The 22,663-nt window shown below is 64.8% G+C and carries 18 protein-coding genes; 10 read left to right on the top strand and 8 right to left on the bottom strand.

Annotated features, from left to right (window positions below; genetic code table 11):
* Positions 1 to 18: 18 nt before the first annotated feature.
* Together RRX38_RS11615 and RRX38_RS11610 are read left to right on the top strand one after the other, a co-directional pair.
* Entirely contained in the window at positions 19 to 594 is a 576-nt protein-coding gene (locus RRX38_RS11615) for a TerD family protein (protein WP_295475377.1), read from the top strand.
* 39 nt (positions 595 to 633) lie between these two features.
* Positions 634 to 1,212: a TerD family protein gene (locus RRX38_RS11610; protein WP_295475380.1), complete on the top strand. Its 579-nt coding sequence runs from the start codon at positions 634 to 636 to the stop codon at positions 1,210 to 1,212.
* 66 nt (positions 1,213 to 1,278) lie between these two features.
* On the opposite strand, the gene RRX38_RS11605 is transcribed toward RRX38_RS11610, so the two are convergent.
* The 3 genes from RRX38_RS11605 to nadC are packed head-to-tail and all read right to left on the bottom strand — an operon-like array spanning position 1,279 to position 4,539.
* Positions 1,279 to 2,523 carry a VWA domain-containing protein gene (locus tag RRX38_RS11605; RefSeq protein WP_315962570.1) on the bottom strand — a complete coding sequence of 415 codons (1,245 nt, stop codon included), beginning with the start codon at positions 2,521 to 2,523 and terminating at the stop codon, positions 1,279 to 1,281.
* A 42-nt stretch (positions 2,524 to 2,565) separates the two neighbouring features.
* The gene (locus tag RRX38_RS11600; RefSeq protein WP_315962569.1) at positions 2,566 to 3,657 is read right to left on the bottom strand and encodes a TIGR00266 family protein; all 1,092 of its coding nucleotides are present in this window, start codon (positions 3,655 to 3,657) and stop codon (positions 2,566 to 2,568) included.
* A 33-nt stretch (positions 3,658 to 3,690) separates the two neighbouring features.
* Positions 3,691 to 4,539, bottom strand: a complete 849-nt coding sequence (nadC, locus tag RRX38_RS11595) for a carboxylating nicotinate-nucleotide diphosphorylase (RefSeq protein ID WP_315962568.1) — start codon at positions 4,537 to 4,539, stop codon at positions 3,691 to 3,693.
* Positions 4,540 to 4,846: 307 nt separating this feature from the next.
* Between nadC and RRX38_RS11590 the strand changes: the two genes are divergently transcribed.
* The 3 genes from RRX38_RS11590 (at position 4,847) to ampE (ending at position 8,571) form a co-directional block, all read left to right on the top strand.
* Positions 4,847 to 7,081, top strand: coding sequence for a DUF1631 domain-containing protein (locus RRX38_RS11590; protein WP_315962567.1), 2,235 nt, complete (start codon positions 4,847 to 4,849; stop codon positions 7,079 to 7,081).
* Between the two features lie 90 nt (positions 7,082 to 7,171).
* Positions 7,172 to 7,738, top strand: a complete 567-nt coding sequence (gene ampD / locus RRX38_RS11585) for a 1,6-anhydro-N-acetylmuramyl-L-alanine amidase AmpD (RefSeq protein ID WP_315962566.1) — start codon at positions 7,172 to 7,174, stop codon at positions 7,736 to 7,738.
* Complete coding sequence (gene ampE, locus RRX38_RS11580; RefSeq protein WP_315962565.1) at positions 7,735 to 8,571, top strand: regulatory signaling modulator protein AmpE; 837 nt, start codon at positions 7,735 to 7,737, stop codon at positions 8,569 to 8,571. Before ampD ends, ampE begins: the two co-directional genes overlap by 4 nt.
* Before the next feature lie 114 nt (positions 8,572 to 8,685).
* Here ampE and RRX38_RS11575 read toward each other — a convergent pair.
* The 3 genes from RRX38_RS11575 to cra form a co-directional block, all read right to left on the bottom strand.
* Positions 8,686 to 10,043 (bottom strand): IS3 family transposase gene (locus tag RRX38_RS11575; protein WP_315959591.1). Its coding sequence is split into 2 segments (ribosomal slippage): positions 8,686 to 9,567 and positions 9,570 to 10,043, totalling 1,356 coding nucleotides; the frame shifts between segments, so codons are not numbered across the junction.
* A 331-nt stretch (positions 10,044 to 10,374) separates the two neighbouring features.
* Complete coding sequence (locus tag RRX38_RS11570) at positions 10,375 to 11,199, bottom strand: TatD family hydrolase (protein WP_315962564.1); 825 nt, start codon at positions 11,197 to 11,199, stop codon at positions 10,375 to 10,377.
* Entirely contained in the window at positions 11,156 to 12,139 is a 984-nt protein-coding gene (gene cra / locus RRX38_RS11565) for a catabolite repressor/activator (protein WP_315962563.1), read from the bottom strand. Before cra ends, RRX38_RS11570 begins: the two co-directional genes overlap by 44 nt.
* Before the next feature lie 443 nt (positions 12,140 to 12,582).
* Between cra and ptsP the strand changes: the two genes are divergently transcribed.
* The 5 genes from ptsP (at position 12,583) to RRX38_RS11540 (ending at position 21,127) form a co-directional block, all read left to right on the top strand.
* The gene (ptsP, locus tag RRX38_RS11560; RefSeq protein ID WP_315962562.1) at positions 12,583 to 15,450 is read left to right on the top strand and encodes a phosphoenolpyruvate--protein phosphotransferase; all 2,868 of its coding nucleotides are present in this window, start codon (positions 12,583 to 12,585) and stop codon (positions 15,448 to 15,450) included.
* The gene (gene pfkB / locus RRX38_RS11555) at positions 15,450 to 16,388 is read left to right on the top strand and encodes a 1-phosphofructokinase (protein ID WP_295474289.1); all 939 of its coding nucleotides are present in this window, start codon (positions 15,450 to 15,452) and stop codon (positions 16,386 to 16,388) included. Before ptsP ends, pfkB begins: the two co-directional genes overlap by 1 nt.
* 17 nt (positions 16,389 to 16,405) lie before the next feature.
* Positions 16,406 to 18,139, top strand: coding sequence for a PTS fructose-like transporter subunit IIB (locus tag RRX38_RS11550; RefSeq protein ID WP_315962561.1), 1,734 nt, complete (start codon positions 16,406 to 16,408; stop codon positions 18,137 to 18,139).
* Between the two features lie 71 nt (positions 18,140 to 18,210).
* Positions 18,211 to 19,767, top strand: coding sequence for an alkaline phosphatase D family protein (locus RRX38_RS11545; RefSeq protein WP_315962560.1), 1,557 nt, complete (start codon positions 18,211 to 18,213; stop codon positions 19,765 to 19,767).
* A 418-nt stretch (positions 19,768 to 20,185) separates the two neighbouring features.
* Positions 20,186 to 21,127: an AEC family transporter gene (locus RRX38_RS11540; protein WP_295474281.1), complete on the top strand. Its 942-nt coding sequence runs from the start codon at positions 20,186 to 20,188 to the stop codon at positions 21,125 to 21,127.
* A 73-nt stretch (positions 21,128 to 21,200) separates the two neighbouring features.
* Here RRX38_RS11540 and RRX38_RS11535 read toward each other — a convergent pair whose 3' ends face one another.
* Positions 21,201 to 22,235, bottom strand: coding sequence for a calcium/sodium antiporter (locus RRX38_RS11535; protein WP_315962670.1), 1,035 nt, complete (start codon positions 22,233 to 22,235; stop codon positions 21,201 to 21,203).
* A 50-nt stretch (positions 22,236 to 22,285) separates the two neighbouring features.
* Complete coding sequence (locus RRX38_RS11530; protein ID WP_295474278.1) at positions 22,286 to 22,654, bottom strand: septal ring lytic transglycosylase RlpA family protein; 369 nt, start codon at positions 22,652 to 22,654, stop codon at positions 22,286 to 22,288.
* Positions 22,655 to 22,663: the final 9 nt, after the last annotated feature.

Raw genomic sequence — 22,663 nt, 5'->3', positions numbered from 1 at the left:
TAAAGGAGACGACCCATCATGGCTTTGACTCTGCAAAAAGGCGGCAACCTTTCGCTGTCCAAGACCGACCCTAGCCTGACCAACGTATTGATCGGCCTGGGCTGGGATCCTCGTGCCACTGACGGCCAGGAGTTCGACCTGGATGCCAGTGCCTTCCTGCTCGGTGCCAGCGGCAAGGTCCGCAGCGAAGCGGACTTCATCTTCTACAACCAGCTCAAGAGCGCCGATGGCTCGGTCGAGCACACCGGCGACAACCGCACCGGTGCAGGTGACGGCGACGACGAAGTGATCAAGGTCGACCTGACCCGTGTACCGGCGGACGTCGACAAGATCGTCTTCGTGGTGACCATCCACGAAGCCGATGCGCGCAAGCAGAACTTCGGCCAGGTTGGCGGTTCGTTCATCCGCGTGGTCAACGAGAAGAGCGGCAGCGAGATCGTCCGCTACGATCTGGCCGAAGACGCGTCCACCGAAACCGCCATGCTGTTCGCCGAGCTGTACCGTAACAACGGCGAGTGGAAATTCCGTGCCGTGGGCCAGGGCTATGCAGGTGGCCTGCGTGCGGTTGCCAACTCCTATGGCCTGAACTTCTGATTCGGCCTTTCACTGATTTCTAAAAAGGAAAATACGCAAATGGCTGTAAGTCTGAGCAAAGGCGGTAACGTCTCGCTGTCCAAAGAAGCCCCTGGCCTGACCGAAGTGACCGTGGGCCTGGGCTGGGACCCACGCGTCACCGACGGCACCGAGTTCGACCTCGACGCTTCGGTGTTCATCGTCGGTGAAAACGGCAAGGTGCTGAGCGACGCCGGCTTCATTTTCTACAACAACAAGAAATCTGCCGATGGCTCGGTGGAACACCTGGGCGACAACCGCTCCGGTGCGGGCGAAGGCGACGACGAGTCGGTGCAGGTCAAGCTGACCGGCCTGGCTGCCGAAGTGAAGAAGCTGGTGTTCGCCGTGACCATCCACGACGCCGATGCCCGCAAGCAGAGCTTCGGCCAGGTGTCCAACGCCTACATCCGCGTACTGAACAAGGCCGACGGCAAGGAAATCGCCCGTTACGACCTGTCCGAAGACGCTTCGACCGAAACCGCGATGATCTTTGGCGAGCTGTACCGTCACAACGACGAGTTCAAGTTCAAGGCCATCGGCCAAGGTTTTGCTGGCGGCCTGAAGCCACTGGCTGAAGCCCACGGTGTGTCGATCGGCTGATCCCGATCCGCTACAAAAAAACGCCATCCTCGGATGGCGTTTTTTTTGGTCGGATGAACGCGTTGCCTAAAGGATGCCGGCTGCCTTGGCGGCCTTGAGCCAGCTGGGGAACTCTTCCATCAGCAGGTCGTAGAGCTTCTCTTCGCTGATCTCGTCAAGGCGGTCCATGGCGAAGAAGTTGCAGTTGTCCACCACCCGGCCGTCCATGTCATCGAGCTTTTCCAGGATGCCGTAGCCCCGGCCGCCCAGCCCGACGAACTGCCAAAAGATCGGCAGCCGCGCCGCTTCGGTCATCAGCTTGATGATCTCGCGGTTTTGCGAAACCCCGCCGTCGCTGATGAACAGTATGTACACCGGCGTGCGGTCACCCGACTCCTTGTAGAAGTCGATGACCCGGCGCATCACCTCGGGTTCGTTATTGACCCTGGCGCCGAGCTTCCAGTCGCGCCAGCCGCCCTGGTCGGTCTGGATGAAGTCGCGGAAGTTGCTCAGGGTGACCGGGCTCAGTTGCGTCGAGCGGGCGGCGAAGGCCCAGCAGTCCAGCGCGCCGTCATCGTCGAAGTGCACGGCCAGGGGCAGCAGGCGGTTGACCACTTCCTGCACATGGCCCCTGGAATACTGGCCGTTCATCGAGCCAGAGGCATCCAGCACCAGGCCGACCCGCGCGCGGGTATCGGTGAGCCGGGCTTTCTCCAGGCTGATCTGTGCTTTCTTGGCCAAGCTGACCAGTTGCGGGGCGGCCTCGGCGATTTTCTTTTCCAGCGAGATACGCGGCGCAGCGGCCGGTTCGGGCTCTGGTGCGGGTGCATCGATGACCTCGCCGCCAAAGTGTTCCACCAACGCTTGCAGGCCGGCGTTGTAGCCTTGCAGGTTCGACGCCAGGCGCCACTCACCGTTACGCCGATAGAGTTCGGCGACCATGATGGCTTTCTCGGCGGCGAAACTGGCACCAGAGAATTCGCCGCGTGCGGCCTCGCCACCACTGCCACGGACGCTGAAATGGCTGGCGCGGATGTCGCGCAGGGTGCCGTGGCCGTCGATGGAGGCGGTGAACACCAGGCGTTCGAGGGTGGCTGGCAGTCCGTTCAGGCGGATGTGGAACGCATTGCCCTGCAATTGCAGGCTGCCACAGGGGCTGGACGGCTGGTTGAAGAAAATCATGTAGCGGTCGTCGGAGAGCTTGCCATTGGCATCGAGGCCAAAGCACACGTGATCGATGACATGGGGCGAGTCAATGGCGATGGCCAGGGTCAGTTCCTGGCCATCGATCAGGCTGGAGAGCGGGACGCGTTGTCCCTGGGTCAGCAACATGGTGGGGCCTCCGCGATTCGGTTGCCGCTTTGACCACAGCGATCAGCGTTCGCTCCTGGCGACCCCCGCGTTGGGCAGCGCTGCCAGCATCCGCCCGGCCAGGCGCGAGAAGGGCAGGCTTTGCAACCATGCGGTGCCTGGCCCGGTAAGGCGCGCAAAGAACACGCCCTCGCCACCGAACAGCATGGATTTGATGCCGCCCACCGTGCGGATGTCGTAGTCGACCGTCTGGGTCATGGCCGCCAGGCAGCCGGTGTCAACGTCCAGCGACTCGCCTGCGGCCAGTTCGATACGGCGCACCGTGCCGCCGGTATGCACGAATACCCAGCCGTCACCTTCGAGCTTCTGCAGCACGAAGCCCTCGCCGCCGAACAGGCCGGTGAGGATTTTCTTCTGGAACTGGATGCCGATGGACACGCCCTTGGCGCCGGCCAGGAAGCTGTCTTTCTGGCAGATCAGCCGACCGCCGAAGTCGCTCAGGTTCAACGGCAGGATGGTGCCAGGGTAGGGCGCGGCGAAAGCCACCCGGCCTTTGCCCGTGCCCTGCTGGGAGAACACCGTGGTGAACAGGCTTTCACCGGTCAGCAGGCGCTTGCCGGCGCCGAGCAGCGAACCCAGCAGGCCCGACGACTGGCTGCTGCCGTCGCCGAACAGGGTTTCCATCTGCACGTCGCAGGTCTTGTACATCATCGCCCCGGCCTCGGCCACAGCGCTTTCACCGCGATCGAGTTCGATCTCGACGAACTGTGTCTCGCTGCCGAACAGCTTGAAGTCCACGCCATCGGTGGCAGTCGATGAGCCATAGCCACGCGAGGCGTCCGCCGCAGAGGGCGGTTCCGGTGCCGGAGCGAAGGCAGGACGGGGCCGGCTCGTCGGTGCCGGAGCAGTGCTCGCTGGCTGGGCCGGCAGGGCGCCGGGGCGCGGCTGGATCATGTCCGGCGTCGGGTCGGGGAAGGGCGTCACGCCATCTTTCTTCAGTGCGCGCACCTGCGGCACCTGGTAGATCGGCTGCCATTCGGCCATGCCGGGCGTCCAGCACCAGGCCCCCGGTGCTTCACGGGCGATGAGCCGCGCCGCGGCGGCGTCCATCGGTCCCAGTTGCTTGCCTGCGTTGACGACGTACCACTGTTCCACGGTCGCGGCTCCTTTCAGGTTGAAAGCGGGGGGTCAAAGGCTCAGGCGCATGGACAGATCGACGGCCTTGACGTCCTTGGTCATCGAGCCGATGGAAATGTAGTCCACGCCGGTCTCGGCGATCACGCGCAGGGTCTGCTCGCTGATACCGCCACTGGCTTCCAGCTTGGCGCGTCCACCGGTCAGGCGTACGGCCTCACGCATGTCGTCCAGGCTCAGTTCGTCGAGCATGACGATGTCGGCGCCCGCCTCCAGGGCCTCGCGCAGTTCGTCGAGGCTTTCGACTTCCACTTCCACCGGCTTGCCGGGTGCGATCTTGTGAGCGGCGGCCACGGCCTGGGCGATACCGCCGCAGGCGGCGATGTGGTTTTCCTTGATGAGAAAGGCGTCGTACAGGCCGATGCGATGGTTGTGGCAGCCGCCGCAGGTCACCGCGTACTTCTGCGCCAGGCGCAGACCGGGCAGGGTCTTGCGGGTATCGAGCAGTTTGACCTGGGTGCCTTCGACCAGGTCGGCGAAGAAGCGGGCGCGGGTCGCAACGCCCGACAGCAGCTGCAGGAAGTTCAGCGCGCTGCGCTCGCCGGTCAGCAGCGAGCGGGCGGGACCTTCGAGGTGGAACAGCGCCTGGTCGGGAACCACACGGTCACCATCGGCAACCTGCCAATGCACCGCGACACGCGGGTCGAGCTGGCGGAACACGGTATCGACCCAGGCGGTACCAGCGATCACGGCGGCGTCCCGGGAAATGATCGTGGCCTTGGCCAGGCGCTCTCCGGGGATCAGCTGGGCAGTGATGTCCGCACTGCCGACGTCTTCGAGCAGTGCACGGCGCACATTGGCTTCGATTTCGGCAGTCAGGTCGGCAAGTCGTACGTTCGGCATAGCGGGCTCCACTTACAAAGTGGGCCGATTATAAGGTACGCCACCGCCGCAACCCACCCATGGCCAGAGCAGCCTGGCATTTTATTCAAGAACGACATTCTGTCGGTTTTAGAGCGCCGGATGCGACAGAACGGGATTCTTGTGGTCTATCTCCGCGGGCAGGGATTCCCCTATGGAATTGGTAATGGTTTTTGCAAGATAATGCCGACTTGTAATTGACGTCACACATTTGACGTATGGGTTGCGAGCGCAGAACGCGCCATGAGGCAGTACATGGTGTTCATGGTTGAATCCTTCTGGAGGGGTGATGCAGAGCGACGATAAGGTAGTGCCATTGAGCAAGGCGGTCCCTGCACAGGCGACCCAGACGCCCTTGGCCCGCTTGCCCGTCGTGTTGTTGCAGGTGCGCGACAAGGCCGCGCAGCAGCTGAAGGACGCCCTCCAGGTGCTGTTCGACAATGCCGACGATACGCTTTTCGAGATGGCCGACCGGGCGCACAACAACACCGAGCAGAATCTCTTCTTCGAAGCGATGCGTGACCTGCGCCTCAAGCGCAAGAGCATCGAGCGCGCGTTCATCGACAAGTTCTACGAGGCGTTCCTGGTGCTGGGCCAGTACCAGGTCGCCGAGCCGGTGCTGCCGGGACCGGTGTCCTTCGACAAGCTGGAGCTGGTGCACAACGACGACCTGGAGCGCACTGTCGCGGTCGATGCGATGGTCGCCAAGGTCATGAGCCGCGACGGCCTGGCCCTGGGGCAGCTTACCGCGCGCCTCAACGAGCTGGTGCCCCAGGCCATGACCGACCAGAGCAACCCGCTGGGGCCGATGCTGCTGTGCGACTTCTTCCTGCAGTCGGCGCGCAGCCTGGGGGTCGAGATCCGCGTCAAGCTGATCATTCTCAAGCTGTTCGACAAATACGTCCTGGCCTGCGCCGACCAGCTGTATGGCGAAGCCAACCAGTTGCTCATCGCCACCGGCATCCTGCCGGACATGAAGGCCCTGCCCAGTCGACGCGTCAGCGACCGTGCCCAGCCGAGCCGCCAGGCACCCCGGATCGATGACCCGGCGCTGGCCCAGGTCGCCGAAAAGCTCGACCAGAGCGTGCAGGAAGTCTTCGAGTCCATGCAGGCGCTGCTGACCCACCTGCGCGGGCGCGTGGCGCCGCGCCACGAGCCGAACGCCGAAGTGCGGCCGATTTCCAGCCAGGACCTGCTGCGCCTGCTGTCGCACCTGCAGCAATACGTACCGTCGTCCGAAGAAGTCCAGGATTTCGACCTGCGCCAGCAGCTCGAGCAACTGCTGACCCGGGTCAGTGTGCGCAGCGGCAAGTCGCGCATCGTGCATGGCGGCGATGAGGACGTGATCAATCTGGTCGCCATGCTCTTCGAATTCATCCTCGACGACCGCAATCTGCCGGCCTCGCTGCGTGCCCTTATCGCGCGCCTGCAGATTCCGATGCTCAAGGTCGCGGTCATCGACAAAAGCTTCTTCAGCCGTGGCAGCCATCCGGCGCGCCGCCTGCTCAACGAAATCGCCTCGGCCGCCCTGGGCTGGGGCGGGCGCGACGACTACCAGCGGGACTCGCTGTACCTGCGGGTCGAGCAGATCGTCCAGCGCCTGCTCAACGATTTCGTCGACGACACGGAAATCTTCGCCGAGCTGCTGGCCGACTTCCTGGCCTTCACCAGCGACGAACGGCGCCGCAGCGAGCTGCTGGAGCAGCGCACCCGCGATGCCGAAGAGGGACGCGCCCGAGCCGAGCTGGCCCGCCAGCGCGTGCAGCAGGAACTCAACCATCGCCTGCTGGGCAAGACCCTGCCGGAAGTGGTGGTGCGCCTGCTGCAGGAAGCCTGGAGCAAGGTGCTGTTGCTGACCTGCCTCAAGCACGGCGAGGATTCGCTGGAGTGGCAGGCCGGCCTGGATGCGGTGGACGACCTGATCTGGAGCGTCGAGCCGCATGACGAGCCGCAGGCCTGCCAGCGCCTGCTGGAACTGGTGCCCGGCCTGCTCAAGGTCCTGCGTGAGGGGCTGGCCGCGTCGGCCTTCGACCCATTCGCCACCAGTGAATTCTTCAGTCAGCTGGAAGTGCTGCATGTGCAGGCTTTCCAGCGTCTGTCGCGGCAACAGGACGGTGTGGATGACACCCCGGTGGCAAGCGATGCGCCAGGGCCGTCGATGGTCGATGTGGTCGAGGAGATCGTGCTGATCGCGCCGGACGAACACCCTCTGCACGAGCCGGCCATGCAACTGCCCGACGACGACCCAGGCTTGCTCAAGGCTGACCAGCTGACCCCCGGGCGCTGGGTGGAGATTCAGGAAGACGAGGAGCACAAGCTGCGCTGCAAGCTGGCCGCCATCGTCGAGCCGGGCGGGCGCTATATCTTCGTCAACCGCACCGGCATGAAGGTCCTGGAAAAGACCCGCATGGGGCTGGCAGTCGAATTTCGTCGCGGCTCGATCCGCATTCTCGACGATACCCTGCTGTTCGACCGCGCCCTGGCCTCGGTCATGGGCAGCCTGCGCCGTGCGCGGGGCGCCTGAATACAACTCGAAGACGTTCTACGGCTGTCGTGAAGTTGCCCCTGGCAGGCATACTGAGCGCCGTACGACCACCTTCATCGAGGAGCGCTCATGCAATTGGACTCCGCCAGCGGCTGGTGTGCCGGGGTCAGCCATTGTCCGTCACCCAATTTCAATGCGCGGCCTGACGGCGAAATCTCACTGCTGGTGATTCACAACATCAGCCTGCCGCCGGCCTGCTTCAAGACCGGTCATGTCCAGGCGTTCTTCCAGAACTGTCTGGATATCGACGCGCATCCCTATTTCCAGGGCATCGCCGACCTTCGCGTGTCGGCGCACTTTCTCATCGAGCGTGACGGTGAGGTCACCCAGTTCGTCTCCTGCCTGGAGCGGGCCTGGCATGCCGGCGTGTCGCTGTTCGACGGGCGTGAGGGCTGCAACGACTTTTCCATCGGCATCGAGCTGGAGGGCACCGACGAGCAGCCGTTCACCGATGCCCAGTACACGGCGCTCGCCACCCTGACCCGGCAGCTGCGCCAGGCCTGGCCGGCGATCAGCGTCGAGCGTATCTGCGGACACAGTGACATCGCCCCCGGTCGCAAGACCGATCCGGGGCCATTTTTCGATTGGGCGCGTTTTCGGGCGTCGATTCAGGATTCGACCGGGGAGGGAGCATGAGTTTTCTGGTGTTGTTGCTGGCGGTAGTGGTCGAGAAGTTTTCCGCGTTGCGCCGCCGCGTGCAGCGTGACGAGGCCTGGCTCAAGGTCCTGGCGCGCCTGGAGCGCGCACCCCGCAGCGCGGGCCATCCCTGGCTGATCCTGGCCCTGGCGGTGCTGCTGCCGCTGCTGGCCGTGCACCTGGCGCTGGTGGTGATCGGTTCGGTGGCCTATGGCTGGATGCTCCTGCCCGTGCACTTGCTGGTGCTGGTCTACAGCCTGGGGCGCGGTGATCTGCCCGCCGCACTGGGACCGTTCCGGGATGCCTGTCGCCGCGGCGATGTGCAGGCGGCGGTACATGTTGCCGAGCGCGACATGGGCGTGCAGGCCGACGATGCCCGGCAGCTGCTCGATGCCGTGCAAGGGCACCTGCTCTGGCAGGCTTACCAGGGCTTCTTCGCGGTGATCTTCTGGTACGCCCTGCTCGGGCCGGTGGCGGCGCTGGCCTACCGCCTGCTGGCGCTCTGTGCCGAGAAGGCCGCTACTCCCGCAGTGGCCGAACGGGCCGCGCAACTGCGCCATGCCTTCGATTGGCTGCCGGTGCGCCTGCTGGCGGCCAGCTTCGCCCTGGTGGGCAACTTCGCGGCGGTGAGCCGCGAGATGCTCCAGGAACTGCTGAACTGGAACATCAGCGCCGCCCGGCTGATCGCTCGGGTCGGCTGCGTGGCCAGCGAGGTGCCGGAGCCGGCGTTGGGCATGACCGGGGTCAAAAGCCTGGATCTGATCTGGGAGTTGCTGGTTCGTGCGGCCATCGTGTGGTACGCCGCCTTTGCGCTGTGGACGTTGTTGCTCTAGGCGCAAGTACTGTTCGCTTAAGCGGCATGTGGCCCGGTGGGAGCGGCTTTAGCCGCAATACTGGCCAGTTAAGCGCTTTGCGGCTTTGAACTGCCCCCCAAAAGTTGGAGAGTTTTAGCTCGCAGCCTGAACCCTGTATTCCACAGGGCTCAGGCCATTGAGCTTCAGCTTGATACGGTCATGGTTGTAGTAACGGATGTACTCATCCAGACCGGCTCTCAGGTCATCAATATTCTCGAACCGCTCCAAGTAGAAAAACTCTGACTTGAGCGTGCCAAAAAAGCTCTCCATCGCCGCGTTGTCCAGGCAGTTGCCCTTGCGCGACATGCTCTGTTTCACCCCGCACTGCTGCAAGGCGTGACGGTAGTGGGCCTGTTGGTATTGCCAGCCCTGATCCGAATGGATCAACAACCTGGGCTTGTCGCCCAAGCCGCTCAGCGCCTTCTCCAACATCTTGCCCACCAGGCTGTAGCTGGGGCGAGTGGCCATTTCGTAAGCCACGATCTCGCCGTTGTACAGGTCCATCACTGGCGACAGGTAGAGCTTTTGCTGAGCCACCTTGAACTCGGTCACGTCGGTGACCCACTTCTGATTCGGTCGTTGCGCCTGGAAGTTACGTTGCAGCGTGTTCGCGGCAATCTTGCCTTCCGTGCCCCGATAAGACCGGTATTTCTTGGTTCGTACCCGCGAACGTAATCCTTGTGCAGCCATCAACCGCTCCACGACTTTCTTGTTCACTGTCACACCCTGCTTCTTGATTGCCAACGTTATACGGCGGTAGCCGTAACGTCCTTTGTGCTGGTGATAGACCTCATTCACCAAGGCCTTGAGTTCGGCATCGCGATCCGGCTTTTTCTGGCAACCGAGTTGGTAGTAGTAAGTGCTGGACGCCAGGCCCAGCCACTGCAGCAGAGCGGCGAGCGGGAAGCGGATCTTAAGCCGCATCACGATCAGGGCTCGTTGACGCGCCTTCGTTTCTCCTCCTCTCGCAAGGCTTTCAACTCCTTTAGGATCGCGTTCTCCATACGCATGTACTCGAGCTCACGCAGCAACTGCTCGCGCGATTTCTGGCTGTCATCGGAGGTCGTGGGCTTGAGGGGCTTGATTCGCTTGGACACGGCTGTAGGCCTTCTGGATGGGACTGCACTCGGGGTAGAAAGACCCTCACTGTAGTACCGTCGCTCCCAGATGCCTATCTGGGAAGACTGCCCGAGGTTGAAATGTGCAGCGGTTTGGCGCAGGGAAAGCTGGTGCTCGCGCCGGTACTCCACGACCTGGCGCTTGAAGGCGGCGCTGTAGCGTCGGCCACACGAGCGAGGTCCCAGGCTGGAACGGGCTTGATAATGGGCCACCCAACGTCGAAGCAGGCTGACATCGATATCAAAGCGTCGAGCGACCGTGCGTAAACCGTCTGTGCCTTGCAGGTAGGCTTTGGCGGCGGTGAGCCTGAATGGCTCTGTGTACTTACTCATAACACCCCCAAGGGTTGGATTAATCTCCAACTTCTTGGGGGCAGTTCACTTTGTGGGAGCGAGCTTGCTCGCGAAAGCGCCAGGAAATTCACTGCATCTGTTGTGAACATGCGGTCGCTTCGCGGCTGAAGCCGCTCCTACCCGGCCTAACTGACCAGTATTGGCTTTAGCCGCGAAAGCGCCAGGAAATTCACTGCATCTGTTGTGAACATATGATCGCTTCGCGGCTGAAGCCGCTCCTACCCGGCCCAACTGACCCGTATTGGCTCCAGGCGCTGTACCAGAAATTCCTGCGCATCGCTGATGCTTGGTTGATGAACGCTTTACCACGCTAGTTCCAGCCGAATACCTCTCGGGCATTGCGGGTCGTGGCTTCGGCCAGTTGCTCGGCCTCGATGCCCATCAGCTCCGCCAGTGACTGGCAGATGGCAGGCAGATATTCCGGGCTGTTGCGCTGGCCCGGATACATCGCCGGTGCCATGTCCGGCGCGTCGGTTTCCAGCACGATACTGTCCAGCGGCAGTTGCGGCAGCACCCGGTGCATGCGCAGCGCCTGCGGCCAGGTCGCTGCGCCGCCCAGCCCCAGGCGATAACCCAGTTTGATGTACTCACGCGCCTGTTCCAGGCTGCCGGCGAAGGCATGCACGATGCCGGCACGTTCGAGCCGGTGGCGCTTGAGTGTGGCGATCACCTCGGCATGGCTGCGGCGTACGTGCAGCAGCACCGGCAGGTCGAAATCCGCCGCCAGGCCCAGTTGCGCCTCGAAGACCTGCTGCTGGCCCTCGCGGTCCAGCTCTGGCAGGTAGTAGTCCAGGCCGATCTCCCCTACCGCACAGAGTTGTGCATGGCCCTTGAGGCGGTTCAGCCAGTCGCCGAGTTCCTGAACATGCTCAGGGCGATGTTCGGCCAGGTACACCGGGTGCAGGCCGAAGGCGGCCTGCAGCGCCGGGTTGGCCTGGCACAGCGTCCAGAGGCGTTGCCAATTGCGCTGGTAGACCCCCAGCACCACCATGCGCTGCACCCCCAGCGCCTGGCTGTGGCGCAGCACTTCGGCGCGATCGGCTTCGAAGTCCGGGAAGTCCAGGTGCGTGTGGGTGTCGATCAGGGTCACGTCAGGCCTCGACGATACGCTGTTTGAAGGTCCGCGCGATGGCATGCACGCCAGGCTGATACTGGTCCTTCTCGATGGCGGCCAGTGCCAGCTCCAGGGCTTTGTCGGCGATCAGCTGATGCTGCTGGGCCATGGCGTTGACCGGCAGGGGCAGGAAGTCCAGCAGTTGCGTGTCACCGAAGGTGCCCAGGCGCAGGTTGTCCTGTCTTTCCAAAGCGTCGAACACCCCCTGCAACAGTACGTAGGAGGTGGTGATCAGCGCGTCGGGCAAGCCGCCCAGGCGCTGCGCCAGCTCTTGCATCAGCCGCTCACCGCAGGCGCGGCTGAACGCCTCGCCCTGCTCGATGATGACCTCGCCCGCGAAGCCCGTCAGGGCCTGGCGAAAGCCTTCGGCCCGCGCGCGGCTGACGCTCAGTTCCGGACGTGCGCCGAGCAGGGCGATGTGTCGGGGGCGGGTGGCCAGCAGGCTGCCGGTAAGCTGGCGGCTGGCCTGCTGGTCGTCGCTGACCACCGAGCAGAACAGCGCTGGGTCCATTTCCCGGTCGATGGCGATGACCGGCAGGCCTTGGGCCTGCAACTGGCGGTAGCTGTCATCGCTGGCTGGCAGGCAACTGGCGACCAGCAGCGCGTCGCAGCGCCGGGCGCGGAACAGCTGCAGCAATTGTTGCTCGCTGAGCGGGTCATCGTCGGAGCTGGCAATCAGCAACTGGTAGCCGCGCGCGCGCGCACCTTGCTCCAGAAGCTTGGCGATGCGCGCATAGCTGGGGTTTTCCAGGTCGGGCAGGATGAACCCCAGGGTGCGGCTGTGACGGCTGCGCAGCCCGGCGGCCTGGGGGTTGGGACGGAAGTCGTGCTGCTCGACCACCGCGCGGACGCGTTCCACGGTGGCGGGGCTGATGCGCTGCTGCTCGGCCTTGCCGTTGATCACATAGCTGGCAGTGGTCACGGAAACACCGGCCAGGCGTGCGATATCACTGAGTTTCACCGAAGGTTCCTTTGTTGTGGTTGCCTCATGGCCATCGGGCCTGTTCAGGATCTTTCATCCTTCACGAGCCGGGCAGACACTGGCGATCTAACCTCATTGGACCCGTGGGATTGTGTCCCATGTGCCGGGATCTATACAGCAGACCATTGGCGATAGCGAACGGTCGAAGTATTTGCACCCCGAACGACCATTCGGAGCACTCGGGCTTCAACCGGCGGCCAGAATCGAGTAACGTGCCGTTTGATTTTAGATTAAACGTTTCAGCAGGCAAGTTTTGCGCTGATATCGTGGCAAGGATGCTGTCAGATCGATAGCGAAGGTCGCCGCGATGGTTTTGCAACAAAAGCCGCAAGCGAAGTTCAGGCAAGGCACAACCTAGCCGCTGTTCGTCCAGAACCTAGAACAAGAATCACGTGGCGCGCCGTCGCCCACAGGAGTCACGCATGCTCGAACTCTCTCTTGAGCAGATTTCCATGGCCCAGGTGGCTGCGGACAAATCCACCGCTCTTGAACTGATCGCCAATCACCTGGTGGCTGACGGCCTGGTCGCCCCGGGTTATCTCAAGGGGCTGCAAGACCGTGAGCAGCAAGGTTCGACCTTCCTCGGTCAAGGCATCGCCATTCCCCACGGTACCCCGCAGACCCGCGACCAGGTGCACACCACCGGCGTACGCCTGATGCAGTTTCCCGACGGTGTGGACTGGGGTGACGGGCAGATCGTCTACCTGGCGATCGGCATCGCGGCCAAGTCCGACGAACACCTGCGCCTGCTGCAATTATTGACCCGCGCCCTGGGCGAGGATGATCTGGGACCGGCATTGCGGACGGCCAGCACGCCGGAAGACCTGCTCAAGCTGCTGCAGGGCGCGCCCCAGGAGCTGGCCCTGGATGCGCAGATGATCAGCCTCGGCCTGTCGGTAGAGGATTTCGAAGAACTGGTATGGCGCGGTGCGCGCCTGCTGCGCAAGGCCGACTGCGTGGATAACGGCTTCGCTGCCGTGCTGCAGCAGGTCGAGGCGCTGTCGCTGGGTGATGGCCTGTGGTGGCTGCACAGCGAACAGACCGTCAAGCGTCCCGGCCTGGCCTTCGTCACCCCGGACAAGCCCCTGCGCTACCTGGGCCAGCCGGTGACCGGGCTGTTCTGCCTGGCCAGCCTGGGCGAAGCTCACCAGGCGCTGCTGGAGCGCCTGTGCGCCCTGCTCATCGAAGGCCGCGGCCAGGAGCTGGGCCAGGCCACCAACAGCCGTGTGGTGCTGCAGGCCCTGGGCGGCGAAGTGCCTGCCGAGTGGCCCAGTGCGCAGATCGTGCTGGCCAACGCCCACGGTTTGCATGCCCGTCCGGCGAAGATCCTTGCGCAATTGGCCAAGGGCTTCGAGGGGGAAATTCGCGTTCGGGTGCTGGAAAGCAACGACAGCGCCGTGTCGGCCAAAAGCCTCAGCAAGCTGCTGAGCATGGGCGCGCGGCGTGGCCAGACCCTGGAATTCGTCGCCGAGCCAGGCATCGCCGCCGACGCGCTGCCGGCGCTGCTGGCCGCGGTGCAAGAGGGCCTCGGCGAAGAGGTCGAGCCGGTCAGTGCCATGCCAGCGCCGGCACCGGTCGAAGCTGCGCAGGCGACTCCACGCGCGGTGCCGGCCCCGCAGGCCGGTGCAGTACTCAGCGCCGTGGCGGCCTCGCCGGGTATCGCCATGGGGCCGGCGCACGTGCAACTGACCCCGGTGTTCGACTACCCGGCACAGGGCGAATCGCCAGCCGCCGAGCGTCAGCGCCTGCAGGATGCCCTGGCCTTCGTGCGTGGCGAGATCGAACAGCTCATCAGCCGCAGCCAGGCCAAGGCGATTGGTGAAATCTTCGTCACCCACCAGGAAATGCTCGATGACCCGGAACTGACCGATGACGTGATGCGTCGCCTGGACAGCGGCGTCAGTGCGGCATCGGCCTGGAACGAGGTCATCGAGTCGGCGGCATTGCGCCAGGAAGCCCTCAACGACCCATTGCTGGCCGAGCGTGCCGCCGACCTGCGCGATGTCGGTCGCCGGGTGCTGGCTCATCTGTGCGGCGTGCAGCAGGCTGCCGAGCCAGACCAGCCTTATGTACTGGTGATGGACGAAGTCGGTCCGTCTGATGTGGCGCGCCTCGATCCGCAGCGGGTCGCCGGTATTCTTACCGCGCGTGGCGGTGCCACCGCGCACAGCGCCATCGTCGCCCGCGCCTTGGGCATCACCGCACTGGTGGGCGCTGGCGAACAGGTACTGCGCATTGCCTCGGGCACGCCGCTGTTGCTCGACGCCCAGCGCGGTCGCCTGACCGTTGCTCCGGACGACAGCACCTTGCAACGCGCCATTGCCGAACGCGATGCCCGTGCCCAGCGTCTGCAGGCGGCTGCCGCCGCGCGCCTGGAGCCGGCCGTGACCCGTGACGGTCATCGCGTGGAGGTCTGCGCCAACATCGGTGACAGCACCGGCACCCCGGCAGCCGTGGCGCAAGGCGCGGAAGGCATCGGCCTGCTGCGTACCGAATTGCTGTTCATGGCCCACAACCAGGCCCCGGACGAAGCCACCCAGGAAGCCGAATACCGCCGCGTGCTCGACGACCTGCAGGGCCGGCCACTGGTGGTGCGGACCCTGGACGTCGGCGGCGACAAACCGCTGCCGTACTGGCCCATCGACAAGGAAGAGAACCCGTTTCTCGGCGTGCGCGGCATCCGCCTGACCCTGCAACGCCCCGAAATCATGGAGGCCCAGCTGCGAGCCTTGCTGCGTGCCGCCGGCGATCGCCCGCTGCGCATCATGTTCCCGATGGTCGGCCGCGTCGAAGAGTGGCGTCAGGCGCGGGACATGGTCGAGCGCCTGCGCGGCGAGATCCCGGTCAGTGACCTGCAGCTGGGCATCATGGTCGAGGTGCCCTCGGCGGCGCTGCTGGCGCCGGTGCTGGCCCAGGAGGTGGATTTCTTCAGCGTCGGCACCAACGACCTGACCCAGTACGCCCTGGCCATCGACCGTGGCCACCCGACGTTGTCGGCCCAGGCCGATGGCCTGCATCCGGCGGTGCTGCAACTGATCGACATGACCGTCAAGGCGGCCCATGCCCACGGCAAATGGGTGGGGGTGTGCGGTGAGCTGGCTGCCGACCCGCTGGCGGTGCCGGTGCTGGTCGGCCTGGGTGTGGACGAACTGAGCGTCGCGGCCCGCAGCATCCCCGAAGTGAAGGCCTGCGTACGTGAGTTGAGCCAGGAGGGGGCACGCGCCTTGGCGCGGGATGCCTTGATGGCGGCTGGCGCCGCTGAAGTTCGTGCACTCGTGGAGGCTCGCTGATGGCCAATATCCTGACCCTCACGCTCAACCCGGCACTGGACCTCACCGTACAGCTGGCGCAGCTGCGCGTGGGTGAAGTCAACCGGGGCGAAGCCATGCTCACCCACGCCGCGGGCAAGGGCCTCAATGTGGCCCAGGTGCTCGCCGACCTCGGTCATGCGGTGACCGTCTCCGGTTTCCTGGGCCTGGACAATCCCCAGGCCTTCGATGCGCTGATCGCCCGGCGCGGTTTCGTCGACGAGTTCGTGCGGGTGCCGGGAGAAACCCGCAGCAACCTCAAGCTGGCCGAGAGTGCCGGGCGCATCACCGACATCAATGGTCCGGGGCTGGTGGTCGGCGAAGCGGAACAGCAGGCGCTGTTCAGCCGCCTGGAGCGCATCGCCGCGGGCTTCGATGCCGTGGTGGTGGCCGGTAGCCTGCCGCGTGGGATCGACCCGCAATGGCTCAAGCGCCTGCTGGGCATGCTCGGCAAGCAGGGGGTCAAGGTCGCCCTGGATACCAGTGGCCCGGCGTTGGCGGCCGGCCTGGAGGCCGGCCCCTGGCTGGTCAAGCCCAACACCGAAGAACTCGGCGATGTGCTTGGCGAGGCGGTCGAGTCGCTGGTACAGCAAGGTGATGCCGCCCGGCGTCTGCAGGCCCAGGGTGTCGAGCATGTGGTGATTTCCCAGGGCGCCGACGGTGTTTGCTGGTTCCGTGGCCACTCCGCGCTGCAGGCCCTGCCGCCCAAGGTGCAGGTAGCCAGTACCGTGGGGGCCGGCGATTCGCTGCTGGCCGGCATGCTGCATGGTCTGCTGCGTGGCGACGAGCCGCGTGAAGCCCTGCGTACCGCGACGGCCATCGCGGCGATGGCGGTGACCCAGATCGGTTTCGGTATCACCGATGCGCAGCAACTCGAACGACTGGCGGACGGCGTGACCGTGCGCAGCCTGAGCGAATAACAAGAGAGGGGTTGGTAATGAAAGTAGCCATAGTAACGGCGTGCCCCAACGGCAAGGTCAGCAGCGTGCTCAGTGCGCGCCTGCTGGAGGCGGCGGCGCAGCGCCTGGGCTGGTCGACCTGCGTGGAAGTGGTCGACCCGAACAAGCCGGGTGGTCGCCTTTCGGCCCAGGATATCGAGCAGGCTGAGCTGGTCGTCGCGGTGTTCAGCGGCGCGCTGGATCTCGACCGCTTCGCTGGCAAGCGCCTGTACCAGGGCTCGCCGGCCCAGGCCTTGCAGGATGTCGATGCGTTTCTCACCCGAGCCGCCGAGCAGGCGCAGCCCTGGGAAGTGTCGGCCAGCCCGGCAAGCGTCGGCCAGGGTGCAGCGCGTATCGTGGCAATCACCGCCTGCCCCACCGGGGTGGCGCATACCTTCATGGCCGCCGAGGCGCTGCAGCAGTCTGCCAAGCGCCTGGGCCACGAGTTGCAGGTGGAAACCCAAGGCTCGGTCGGCGCCCGCACACCGCTGAGTGCCCAGGCCATCCAGGACGCCGATGTGGTGCTGCTGGCCACGGATATCGAAGTGGCCACCGAGCGCTTCGCCGGTAAACGCATCTACCGTTGCGGCACCGGCATCGCCCTCAAGCAGCCCGACGCGACCCTGGCCAAGGCCCTGGCCGAGGGCAAGGTGGAAAGCACGGCCAGCACCGGCCAGGCGTCGTCGGCCAAGTCCGAAAGCACCGGGGTCTACAAGCATCTGCTCACTGGCGTTTCGTTCATGTTGCCGATGGTCGTGGCGGGTGGCCTGCTGATCGCCTTGTCGTTCGTCTTCGGCATCGAGGCGTTCAAGGAGAAGGGCACCCTGGCGGCGGCGCTGATGCAGATCGGTGGCGAGGCCGCGTTCAAACTCATGGTGCCGCTGCTGGCCGGTTACATCGCCTGGTCGATCGCCGACCGCCCTGGCCTGGCGCCGGGCATGATCGGCGGCCTGCTGGCCAGCACCTTGGGGGCCGGCTTCATCGGCGGCATCGTCGCCGGCTTCCTGGCCGGCTACAGCGCCTTGCTGATCAACCGCTACGCGCGCCTGCCGGCCAGTGTCGAGGCGCTCAAACCGATCCTCATCATTCCGTTGCTGGCCAGCCTGTTCACCGGCCTGATGATGATCTACGTGGTCGGCCAGCCAGTGGCCAGCCTGCTTGGCGCCTTGACCCAGTTCCTGGAGAGCATGGGAACCGCCAACGCCATTCTGCTCGGTGTGGTGCTCGGCGCGATGATGTGCGTCGACCTTGGCGGGCCGATCAACAAGGCGTCCTATGCGTTCTCCGTTGGCCTGCTGGCCTCGCAGAGCTACGCGCCAATGGCTGCGGTGATGGCCGCCGGCATGGTGCCGCCGATCGGCATGGGCATCGCCAGCGTGCTGGCGCGGCGCAAGTTCGCCCAGAGCGAGCGCGAGGCCGGCAAGGCCTCCTTCGTGCTGGGGCTGTGCTTCATTTCCGAAGGCGCGATTCCCTTCGCCGCCAAGGACCCGTTGCGGGTGATTCCGGCCAGTATCGTGGGCGGGGCGCTCACCGGTGCGTTGTCGATGTACTTCGGCTGCAAGCTGATGGCGCCGCACGGCGGGCTGTTCGTGTTGCTGATCCCCAACGCCATCAACCATGCGCTGCTGTACCTGCTGGCCATCGTCGCCGGCAGCCTGGTCACCGGTGTGCTGTATGCGGCGCTCAAGCGCCCCGAGGCGATGGAACTGGCCGTGGCGCCGCAGGCGAACTGAAACCCGGCTGTCACGTCCCGCCAACATTGCCCTGTTAGGTTGCCTCTTTGCCCGTTTGCGAGGAGGTAACCATGGGGACTTTCGAACTCAAGCGCCGCCAGGTCATTCAGGCCGCCGGCGCCGGACTGATCCTGCCAGGCCTGGCACCGGCGGTGATCGCTTCGCCCCAGGCGCGGCCGAAGATCACCGACGGTGTGCAGTCCGGCGACCTGCAGGGTGACCGGGCGATCGTCTGGAGCCGCTGTGATCGCCCGGCGCGCATGGTGGTGGAATGGGACACCCGCAGCCTGTTCAGCCAGCCGCGCAAGGCGGTGTCGCCGGTGGTCGATGCGCGCAGCGATTTCACTGCGCGCGTCGAACTCAGTGGTCTGCCCGCCGACCAGGCGATCTTCTACCGGGTGTTCTTCGAGGACGCGCAATCGGGCCTGGCCAGCGAGCCGTGGTTCGGCCACTTGCGCAGCATGCCGCAGCAGCGCCGCGACATTCGCTTCGTGTGGAGCGGCGACACGGTGGGGCAGGGCTTCGGCATCAACCCGGACATCGGCGGCATGCGCATCTATGAAGCCATGCGCCTGCGCCTGCCGGACTTCTTCATCCACAGCGGCGACACCATCTATGCCGACGGCCCGGTGCCCGCGCAGCTGACCACCGAGGACGGGCGTATCTGGCGCAACCTCACCACTGAGGCGAAGAGCAAGGTGGCCGAGACCCTCGACGAATACCGTGGCAATTACCGCTACAACCTCATGGACGACAACCTGCGGTTGTTCAATGCCCAGGTGCCGCAGATCTGGCAGTGGGACGACCATGAGGTGACCAACAACTGGTCGTCCAGCAAGCAGCTCGACGACCGCTACAAGGTACGCGACATCCAGCTGCTGGCCGCGCGTGGCCGCCAGGCCTTTCTGGAATACGCACCGATGCGCCTGCAGGCCGCCGATGGCGGAGGGCGGGTGTATCGCAAGATTCCCTACGGGCCGATGCTGGATGTCTTCGTACTCGACATGCGCAGCTATCGGGGCGGCAACGACGCCAACCTGTCGGACAAGCCGGGGCCGGAAACCGCGTTCCTCGGCCGCGAGCAGCTCGACTGGCTCAAGCGCGAACTCAAGGCTTCCCAGGCGCAGTGGAAGGTCATTGCCGCCGACATGCCCATCGGCCTGGGTGTGCCCGACGGCGAGGTCAGCCCTGGGGTGCCGCGCTGGGAGGCCATTGCCAACGGCAACGATGGCCCGGCCCTGGGGCGTGAGATGGAAATCGCCGAGCTGCTGGCCTTCCTGCGCGCCGAGAAGGTCCGCGACTACCTATGGCTGACCGCCGACGTGCACTACTGCGCGGCCCACCATTACCAGCCGGAGCGTGCGCACTTCCAGGATTTCGAGCCGTTCTGGGAGTTCGTGGCCGGGCCGCTCAATGCCGGCAGCTTCGGGCCTAACAAGCTGGACATGACCTTCGGTCCGGAGCTGGTGTTCCAGAAGGCCCCGCCGGCGCAGAACACCTCGCCGTTCGCGGGCTTCCAGTTCTTCGGTGAAGTCAACATCGAAGGGCAGAGCGGCGAACTGACCGTCACCCTGCGCGACCTGGATGGCGTGGCGGTGTACGAACGCAAGCTGCAGCCTTCGGTATGACCCTCTGCTGGGGCCGACCAGAGCACCCGGTGGGAACGGCTTTAGCCGCGAAAGGGTCATGAGATTCACTGCGTCTGTTGTGAACATGCGGTCGCTTCGTGGCTGAAGCCTACCCGGTCTAACTGACCTGTATCGGGGTAAACCCAATACTGTTCGGTTAGGCGTCACGGGGCTCGGTGGGAGCGGCTTTAGCTGCGAAAGGGCAATGAGATTCACTGCATCTGTTGTGAACATACGGTCGCTTCGCGGCTGAAGCCGCTCCTACCCGGTCTAACTGGCCTGTATCGGGGTAAACCCAATACTGTTCGGTTAGGCGTCACGGGGTCGGACTGACCTGCATTGGGGTAAAACCCTGTCACATCGGATGTCGTACTTGGCTATCATGGGCGACTTCACGAGGTGACAGGGTTACACGGGCATGCTGGCGATCTTTCTGGAAACACTCAACGTCACCGCGCCGGTCTTCGCCATGCTGTTCATGGGCGTGTTCCTCAAGCGCATCGGGGCGATCAACGACGGCTTCATCGTCACCGCCTCGTCGCTGGTGTTCAACGTCACCATGCCGGCGCTGCTGTTCATGGGCATCGTGCATGCCGACCTGTCCACCGCCCTGCAGCCCGACCTGCTGATCTTCTTCACCGTCGCCACCCTGAGCAGCTTCGCCCTGTTGTGGGGCTGGGCGATCTGGCGCATTCCCTTCGAAGACCGTGGCGTGTACGTGCAAGGGGCGTTTCGCGGCAACAACGGTGTAGTGGGCCTGGCGCTGGCGGCCAGCATGTATGGCAGCCATGGCATCTCGGTGGGGGCGATCCTCGCGGCCATGGTGATCCTCTACTACAACGCGCTGTCGACCATGATCCTGGCGGTGTACAGCCCGGTGATCAAATCCGACCCCTGGAGCGTGATCAAGAGCGTGTTCTCCAATCCGCTGATCATCAGCGTCATCGTCGCTTCGCCGTTCGCCTACTACGGCGTGCGCATGCCCACCTGGTTCGAAACCTCGGCCAACTACCTGGCGCAGATGACCCTGCCGCTGGCGTTGATCTGCATCGGCGGCACCCTGTCGCTGGCGTCGTTGCGTCAGAGCGGGCAGATGGCCATCGGCGCGAGCCTGATGAAGATGGTCTGGCTGCCGCTGATCTGCACCTTCGCCGCCTGGGCCTGCGGTTTCCGCGGTGCAGAGCTGGGGATCCTGTTCCTATACTTCGCCAGCCCCACCGCAGCCTCCAGCTACATCATGGCCCGTTCGGCCAACGGTAACTACGAACTGGCGGCAGCGATCATCGTGCTGACCACCCTGGCGGCGGCGATAACCACCAATATCGGTATCTTCCTGCTGCAGTGGGGCGGCTGGATCTAGATGCCGGTAGGCGCGGCTTCAGCCGCGCACAGCTTGCCGGCTGAAGCCGGTCCCGGCCGATCAGCCAGCAGGCCTAGCGATACTGGCGCCACCAGGCGCGCAGCATGCCCAGCAACACGAGGATCGCCAGGGGCGGCAGGATGAAGCGCAGCACCCAGCCTTCCAGGCGCTCAGCCAGCAGCATGCCCGTGCTGAAGCCGATGATGTCCAGCCCGTACGCGGCATACAGCGCCAGCAACAGCAGGGCCTTGAGCCGGGTGATGCGGTAGCCGGAGTGGAACAGTGGCAGGCACAGCACGGCGACGCCGAGCATGATCGGCAGGTCGAACACCTGCGAATTGGGCGAGATCGACAGTGCCTGTGGCGCCAACAGGGTGGTCAGGCCCAGCACGCCGAGCAGGTTGAGCAGGCTGCTGCCGATCACGTTGCCCACGGCGATGTCGCGTTCGCCGCGCAGCGCGGCAATTACCGAAGTGAACAGCGCTGGCATGGACGTGGCCACGGCCATCAGCGTCAGGCCCATGATGCGCTCCGACAGGCCCAGATGAATGGCGATGACCACCGTGGCATCCACCAGCAGATGCCCACCGCTGAACAGCGCCAGCAGCCCGGCGGCCAGCGTTGCCAGGCTGCGCAGCGTCGACGGGCGCTGGTCGTCGCGGTAATGCCCGTGCCGGGCGCTTTGGCTGGCCTGGCGCAGTACCACGGCCAGGCAGCCAGCCAGGCCCATGAGCAGGGCGATGCCGTCCAGCCGGTCGAGTTCGCCGTTGCGCGACAGCAGGAACACCAGCAGGCAGGCGCCGATCAGCAGCGGGATGTCCACGCGCACCACCTGCAGGGGTACGCGTAGCGGAATGATCAGCGCACAGAACCCGAGGGTGACCAGCACATTGAAGATATGGCTGCCGACCACGCTGCCCACGGCGATGTCCGGGCTGCTGCCGAGTGCGGCCTGCAGGCCCACCGCCAGTTGTGGCGCACTGCTGCCCAGTGCCACCACCGTGAGGCCGATGATCAGGGGGCGCACGCGCAGCAGCGCCGCCAGGCCCACGGCGGCGCGCACCGACAGCACCGAGCCGAGCAACAGCAGGAGCAGACCACTGGCCAGTTGCAGCAGGGGCGGGCCGGGCAGGTTTGCGAACAGGATGGCCAGGCTCCTCAGTCCAGGGCCTGCACGCGGACCTTGGCGGTTCCGGCGCGCAGCATGCCCAGTTGTTCGGCGGCGGCCCGCGACACGTCGATCAGTCGGCCGCGGGTGTGCGGGCCACGGTCGTTGATACGCAGTATCACGCTACGGTCGTTGTCGAGGTTGGTGACCTTGACCTGGGTGCCGAACGGCAACTGCCGGTGGGCAGCGGTCAGGGCGTTCTGGTTGAACGGTTCGCCGCTGGCGGTGCGCTTGCCGTGATGGCGGGCGCCGTAGTACGAAGCCATGCCGGTTTCGTCATAGCCATGCGGGTCGATATCGTGGCTGGCGCAACCGGCCAGCAGGGTGAGCAGGGTACAGGCAGTAAGCAGTCGGCGCATGAGCGGTCC

The organism is Pseudomonas sp. DTU_2021_1001937_2_SI_NGA_ILE_001 (assembly GCF_032463525.1).
Classification (GTDB): domain Bacteria; phylum Pseudomonadota; class Gammaproteobacteria; order Pseudomonadales; family Pseudomonadaceae; genus Aquipseudomonas.
This window is presented reverse-complemented; position numbering and strand designations above follow the sequence as displayed.